The sequence below is a fragment of the Streptomyces sp. WAC05292 genome (genome assembly GCF_003949955.1).
In the GTDB taxonomy this organism is placed as follows: Bacteria; Actinomycetota; Actinomycetes; order Streptomycetales; family Streptomycetaceae; genus Streptomyces; species Streptomyces globosus.
The window spans coordinates 1-6,902 of sequence record NZ_RPSE01000347.1; the positions used below are offsets into that span (position 1 = coordinate 1).

Below are 6,902 nucleotides of genomic sequence, written 5' to 3' on the forward strand. Positions count from 1 at the left end.
GTCGCGGATGGCGCGGTAGTCGCGTTCGAACTCCTCCCACGGGGTGGCGGAGGCGTCGCCGAGGACGGCGCGCGCGGTGCGGGCGACGATGGCGGGCTCGGAGAGCAGGTGCGGGGAGGCGGGGGCGAGGTTGCCGCGGGAGGCGTGGACCATGCCCATGGAGTCCTCGACGGTGACGAACTGGCGGCCGGTGGCCTGGACGTCCCGGTCGGTGCGGCCGAGGGTCGGCAGGATCAGCGCCTGCCGTCCGGTGACGGCGTGCGAGCGGTTGAGCTTGGTGGAGACGTGGACGGTGAGGGCGGCGCGGCGGACGGCGGCCTCGGTGACGTCGGTGTCGGGGGTGGCGGCGACGAAGTTGCCGCCCATGGCGAAGAGGACCTTCGCCTTGCCGTCGCGGAGGGCCTCGATGGCGCGGACGACGTCGTGGCCGTGGTGGCGGGGGGAGGTGATCCCGAATTCCTTGTCGAGGGCGTCGAGGAAGGCGGGGGCGGGCCGTTCGAAGATGCCCATGGTGCGGTCGCCCTGGACGTTGGAGTGGCCGCGGACGGGGCAGACGCCGGCGCCCGGACGGCCGATGTTGCCGCGGAGCAGAAGCAGGTTGACGACTTCGCGGATGGTGGCGACGGCGTGCTTGTGCTGGGTGAGGCCCATGGCCCAGCAGACGATGGTGCGCTTCGACGCCAGGATCATGGCGAGGGCGCGTTCGATCTCGGGGCGCGTGAGGCCGGTGGCGGTGAGGGTCTCGGCCCAGTCGGCCTTCCGCGCGGCGGCGGCGAAGTCCTCGTAGCCGTGGGTGTGTTCGCGGACGAAGTCCTCGTCGACGGCGCCGCCGGCCTCGATGACCAGCTTGTTGAGGAGCCTGAAGAGGGCCTGGTCGCCGCCGATGCGGATCTGGAGGAACAGGTCGTTCAGGGGGGTGCCGCGGAGCATGCCGAGCGGGGTCTGCGGGTTCTTGAACCGCTCCATGCCGGCCTCGGGCAGCGGATTCACCGAGATGATTTTCGCTCCGGAGGCCTTGGCCTTCTCCAGGGCGGAGAGCATGCGGGGGTGGTTGGTGCCGGGGTTCTGCCCGGCGACGATGATCAGGTCGGCCTGGTGCAGGTCCTCCAGGGTGACGCTGCCCTTGCCGATGCCGATGGTCTCGGTGAGCGCGGAGCCCGAGGACTCGTGGCACATGTTGGAGCAGTCGGGCAGGTTGTTCGTGCCGAACTCGCGGGCGAAGAGCTGGAAGAGGAACGCGGCCTCGTTGCTGGTGCGGCCGGAGGTGTAGAAGAGGGCCTCGTCGGGGGAGCCGAGGGCGTTCAGCTCCTCGGCGATGATCTCGAAGGCGCGCTCCCACGTCACCGGCCGGTAGTGGTCGGCCCCCTCGGCGAGGTGGACGGGCCCGGTGATCCGGCCCTGCTGGCCCAGCCAGTAGCCGGAGCGGGAGGCCAGGTCGGCGACGGAGTGGGCGGCGAAGAAGTCGGGGGTGACCCGGCGCAGGGTGGCCTCTTCGGCGACGGCCTTGGCGCCGTTCTCGCAGAACTCGGCCGTGTGCCGCTTGTCGCCCTCGGGCCAGGCGCAGCCGGGGCAGTCGAAGCCGTCCTTCTGGTTGACCTTGAGGAGGGTGCGGGCGGTGCGGGCCAGGCCCATCTGCGCCTGGGCGATCCTCAGGGTGTGCCCGATGGCGGGCAGGCCCGCCGCGGCGTGCTTGGGGGGCGCGACCTGCGGCGCGTCCTGGACGGGATCCCCTGCGGGCGGCTTGGCGGCCATGTCGGTCCCCTTCGGGCATGTCGGGTGGTGCGTGCCCGGCGGGGCCGGGCGTCTTCGCCTACACGTCCGATCCTGTCACGCCCGGGCCAGGTCGCCGGCGCCGGAATTGTCGGCGGGGCCGCCTAGGATCGGGGGCGTGGCAGAGAACGCATCGAAGAAGACCGACCAGACGACCGCAGCGGACCGCCCCCGCCTGATGCTCATGGACGGGCACTCCCTGGCGTACCGGGCGTTCTTCGCGCTGCCCGCGGAGAACTTCACGACGGCCTCGGGGCAGCCGACGAACGCGATCTACGGCTTCGCGTCGATGCTGGCGAACACGCTGCGCGACGAGGCGCCCACGCACTTCGCGGTCGCGTTCGACGTCTCCCGCAAGACCTGGCGGTCGACGGAGTTCCCCGAGTACAAGGCGAACCGCTCGAAGACGCCGGACGAGTTCAAGGGCCAGGTCGAGCTGATCGGCGAGCTGCTGGACGCGATGAACGTGCCGCGGTTCGCGGTGGACGGCTTCGAGGCCGACGACGTGATCGCGACGCTGGCCACCCAGGCCGAGGAGCTCGGGTACGAGGTGCTGATCGTCACCGGCGACCGGGACTCCTTCCAGCTGGTCTCCGAGCACACCACGGTGCTGTACCCGACGAAGGGGGTCTCGGAGCTGACGCGCTTCACCCCCGAGAAGGTCGTGGAGAAGTACGGGCTGACCCCGCAGCAGTACCCGGACTTCGCGGCGCTGCGCGGCGACCCGTCGGACAACCTGCCCGGCATCCCGGGCGTCGGGGAGAAGACCGCCGCGAAGTGGATCAACCAGTTCGGGTCGTTCGTGGAGCTGGTGGAGCGGGCCGGCGAGGTCAAGGGCAAGGCGGGGCAGAACTTCCGGGACCACCTGGAGGCCGTGAAGCTCAACCGGGTGCTGACCGAGATGGTGCGGGACGTGGAGCTGCCCAAGGGCGCCGCCGAGCTGGAGCGCGCCCCGTACGACCGCTCCGCCGTGACCGGTGTGCTGGACGTGCTGGAGATCCGCAACCCCTCGCTGCGGGAGCGGCTGCTGGCCGTCGACCCGGGTGCCGGGCAGGAGGCCGCGGCCCCCGCTCCGGCGGCCGGCGTGGAGCTCGACGGGTCGGTGCTCGGCACCGGGGAGCTCGCGCCGTGGCTCGCGGAGCACGCGGGCGGCCCGCTCGGCGTGTCCACGGTGGACAGCTGGGCGCTCGGCCAGGGCAGCATCGCGGAGATCGGGCTGGCCGCGGCCGGCGGGGCGGCGGCCTGGTTCGAGCCGTCCGCGCTGGACGAGGCCGACGAGCGGGCGTTCGCCGCGTGGGCGGCGGACGCCTCCCGCCCGAAGGTGGTGCACAACGCCAAGGGCCTGATGCGGGTCTTCCCCGAGCACGGCTGGAGCCTCGCCGGCGTCACCATGGACACGGCGCTCGCCGCGTACCTGGTCAAGCCGGGCCGGCGGTCCTTCGCGCTGGACGCGCTGTCCGTGGAGTACCTGCACCGCGAGCTGGCGCCGCCCGCCGCGGACGGGCAGCTCGCCTTCGGCGCGGACGAGACCGCCGAGGCGGAGGCGCTGATGGCGCAGGCCCGGGCCGTCCTCGACCTCGGCGAGGCGTTCACGGGCAAGCTGGCCGAGGTCGGCGCGGCCGACCTGCTGCACGACATGGAGCTGCCCACGTCCGAGCTGCTCGCCCGGATGGAGCGGGCGGGCATCGCGGCCGACCGCGACCACCTTGAAGCCATGGAGCAGCAGTTCGCGGGCGCCGTGCAGCAGGCCGTGAAGGAGGCGCACGCGGCGGTCGGCCACGAGTTCAACCTGGGCTCCCCCAAGCAGCTCCAGGAGGTGTTCTTCGGCGAGCTGGACCTGCCCAAGACGAAGAAGACCAAGACCGGCTACACCACCGACGCGGACGCGCTGGCGTGGCTCGCGACCCAGACCGACCACGAACTCCCCGTGATCATGCTGAGGCACCGGGAGCAGGCGAAGCTGCGCGTCACCGTCGAGGGCCTCGTCAAGACGATCGCCGCCGACGGCCGCGTGCACACCAGCTTCAGCCAGACCGTCGCCGCGACCGGCCGGCTGTCCTCCACCGACCCGAACCTGCAGAACGTGCCGGTGCGCACCGACGAGGGCCGCGCCATCCGCCGCGGGTTCGTCGTCGGCGAGGGCTACGAGTCCCTGATGACCGCCGACTACAGCCAGATCGAGCTGCGCGTCATGGCCCACCTCTCCGAGGACGAGGGCCTGATCCAGGCGTTCCTGTCCGGGGAGGACCTGCACACCACGGTCGCCTCGCAGGTGTTCGGCGTGGAGCGCTCCGAGGTCGACCCCGAGATGCGCCGCAAGATCAAGGCGATGTCGTACGGGCTGGCGTACGGGCTGTCGGCGTTCGGGCTGTCGCAGCAGCTCGGCATCGAGCCGGCCGAGGCGCGCGGCCTGATGGAGACGTTCTTCGAGCGCTTCGGCGGGGTCCGCGACTACCTCCAGCGCGTCGTCGACGAGGCGCGGGCCACCGGCTACACGGCGACCGTCTTCGGCCGCCGCCGCTACCTCCCCGACCTGAACAGCGACAACCGGCAGCGCCGCGAGGCCGCCGAGCGGATGGCGCTCAACGCGCCGATCCAGGGCACCGCCGCCGACATCGTCAAGGTCGCCATGCTGCGCGTCGACCGGGCGATCACGGAGGCCGGGCTGCGGTCCCGGATGCTGCTCCAGGTCCACGACGAGATCGTGCTGGAGATCGCGCCGGGCGAGCGGGAGCAGGTGGAGGAGCTGGTGCGCCGCGAGATGGGCGCGGCCGTGGAGCTGCGGGCCCCGCTGGACGTGTCCGTCGGCGTCGGCCCCGACTGGGAGTCCGCCGCCCACTGACAGCGCAGGGCGGCGCGCCCGCCGGCCGCCGCCTCGGAGCCCGTTCCCGCTATCCGGCGGGGACGGGCTCCCGCGTCTCCTCCTGCGCGGGCCGCCGGCTGCGCCGCCGCGCCAGCCGCACCAGCGCCGCGTACAGCAGCAGGCCGACCGCGAGCCCGCCGCCCGCGCCGAAGCAGAGCGTCGGGATGATGTCGAGGGGCGAGCGGACCCGGTCGTGGAAGGTGAAGAAGCGGATCACGCGGAGGGTGGCCCCGACCGCCGTGCAGCCCGCGACCAGGACGGCGGCGCCGAGCACCCCGGCCCGGCCGAGGACCGGAACCGCCGCGGGCGCCGGCCGGTCCGGCGCCGCCCGCAGGGCCGCCGCCGCGAACCACAGCAGCACGCCCGCCGCCACCGCCGACGATCCGTACTGCAGCCAGGTGTAGAGCGGGTAGCCGAGCGCGAGCGGCTCGCCGAGCCGGGGCAGGGCGTTCGTCCCCCACCGGTCCAGGTGCGTGAAGCTGTCCCACACCAGGTGGGTCAGCGAGCCGAGCACCGCCGACAGGTAGAACCACAGCGCGAGGAGCGCCGGCCGGCGGCCGCCGCGCCACGGCTCTCCGCGGAGCAGGGCGTGCACGCGGCCCTGGCGCGCCCGCGGCAGCAGCGCGACCAGCGGTTCGCGCAGCAGCAGCCAGCATGCGGCGAGCAGCGCCGTCAGCGCCGCGTCCGCGGTGAGGAGGCCGGGCAGGGAGTGCGTGAACGCCCCGTACTCCATCACCCCTCCCACGACGGCGTCCGCGAAGTAGAAGGTGTCCGGCGCGAACGACCCGATGACGAGCGCGGAGGCGACGAGCGGGCCGCGGGCCCGGCCGGTGCGGCGGACGGCGGGCAGGACGGCTGCGGCATGGCTGAGTGTGAACGGCACGGCACCTCTTGCTGGTTGTACTGACCGGTTCTCGGCAGGCCCTCGGTGCTGGTGCGGCCGGGCCGGCCGGCCGATGCGCGCGGGGCCGGGCGTCACGCGCAGTGACGTTTTCTTTACTTCGGGCCAATGCTCACGATCGGGTCCGGACAGTATGCGCGACCCGCAGGCGGCGTGGGGAAATGGTGAAGCCCGAGCGCAGGCAGGTTTGCCGTGACGGGAGTTGACGTACGGTCACGCCGATGTCGAGGGCGAGGGGGGACCGGCTCATGTCGGATCGGTCGGCGGCTCGGATACCGGCTCCGGCGGCGCCGCGGGCGGGCGCGCGCACCGCGGGAGGCGGGCTGCGCAGGAGCGCGGCCGCGGTCGCCGCGTGCGCCCTCGTCGCGGCGGCGCTGACCGCCTCGCAGGGGCCCGTCCGCGGCATGGCGGCCGCCGGCGCGGGCTCCCCCGCGGCCGCGCCGTTCCCGCCGGCCGGTACGGGGGGCGGCGGGGACGGCGCCTGGCTTCGCGAGCTGCCGCCCGCGGCCGGGCCCGGCGCGGTGGCGGCGCCCCTCCCGGAGGCGCAGCCCGTACGGCAGCCCGAGGACACGGGCGGCGGCGCGGGGCAGGGCGGCGGGCCCGTCGCCCTGGGCGGGCTGTCGGGGGCGCAGGGCATCCCGGCGACGGTGCTCGCCGCATACCGGCGGGCCGAGGAGCGGGTGGGGCGGACCGACCCCGGGTGCGGGCTGCGCTGGCAGCTCCTCGCCGCGATCGGCAAGGTCGAGTCGGGCCAGGCGGGCGGCGGCCGCGTCGACGCCGCGGGCACCACGCTGCGGCCGATCCTCGGCCCTGTCCTCGACGGCAACGGCTTCGCGAACATCCCGGACACCGACGGCGGCGTGTACGACGGCGACACCGTCCACGACCGCGCGGTCGGCCCGATGCAGTTCATCCCGTCCACCTGGGCGGCGTGGGGCCAGGACGCGGACGGCGACGGCCGCCGCAACCCGAACAACATCCACGACGCCGCCCTCGCCGCCGGGCGCTACCTCTGCGCGGGCGGCCGGGACCTGCGGACGCCGGCCGGCCTCGACCGGGCCGTGCTGTCGTACAACCACTCCGGGGAGTACCTGCGGACGGTGCGGTCCTGGTACGCGTACTACCTGGGCGGCGCGTACGGCGTCCCCGACGCCGGGGGGACGGGCGCGGGCCCGGCCCCCGCGGGACCGAAGCCGACGCCGTCGCCCGTGCCGAAGCCGAGCCCGACGCCCACGCCCACCCCGAGCCCGAAGCCCACACCGTCCCCGATGCCGACGCCGTCCCCGATGCCGACGCCGACGCCGATGCCGACGCCGACGCCGACGCCGACGCCGACGCCCACCCCGAGCCCGAAGCCCACCCCGAGCC

At 74.2% G+C, this 6,902-nt stretch carries 4 protein-coding genes; 2 read left to right on the plus strand and 2 right to left on the minus strand.

Translation table 11 applies throughout. From position 1 onward, the window contains the following. A partial coding sequence (locus EF903_RS26205) for an FdhF/YdeP family oxidoreductase (protein WP_125547193.1) occupies positions 1–1,752 on the minus strand: 1,752 nt, incomplete at its 3' end. Between the two features lie 136 nt (positions 1,753–1,888). On the opposite strand from EF903_RS26205, the gene polA reads away from it, so the two are divergent. After that, a complete protein-coding gene (gene polA, locus EF903_RS26210; protein ID WP_125547195.1) occupies positions 1,889–4,612 on the plus strand; it encodes a DNA polymerase I in 2,724 nt (907 codons plus the stop codon). 49 nt (positions 4,613–4,661) lie between these two features. On the opposite strand, the gene EF903_RS26215 is transcribed toward polA, so the two are convergent. After that, entirely contained in the window at positions 4,662–5,516 is an 855-nt protein-coding gene (locus EF903_RS26215; RefSeq protein WP_125547198.1) for a DUF4184 family protein, read from the minus strand. Positions 5,517–5,755: 239 nt separating this feature from the next. Between EF903_RS26215 and EF903_RS26220 the strand changes: the two genes are divergently transcribed. Then, the coding region (locus tag EF903_RS26220) for a lytic transglycosylase domain-containing protein (RefSeq protein ID WP_399421723.1) at positions 5,756–6,902 on the plus strand (1,147 nt) is incomplete at its 3' end.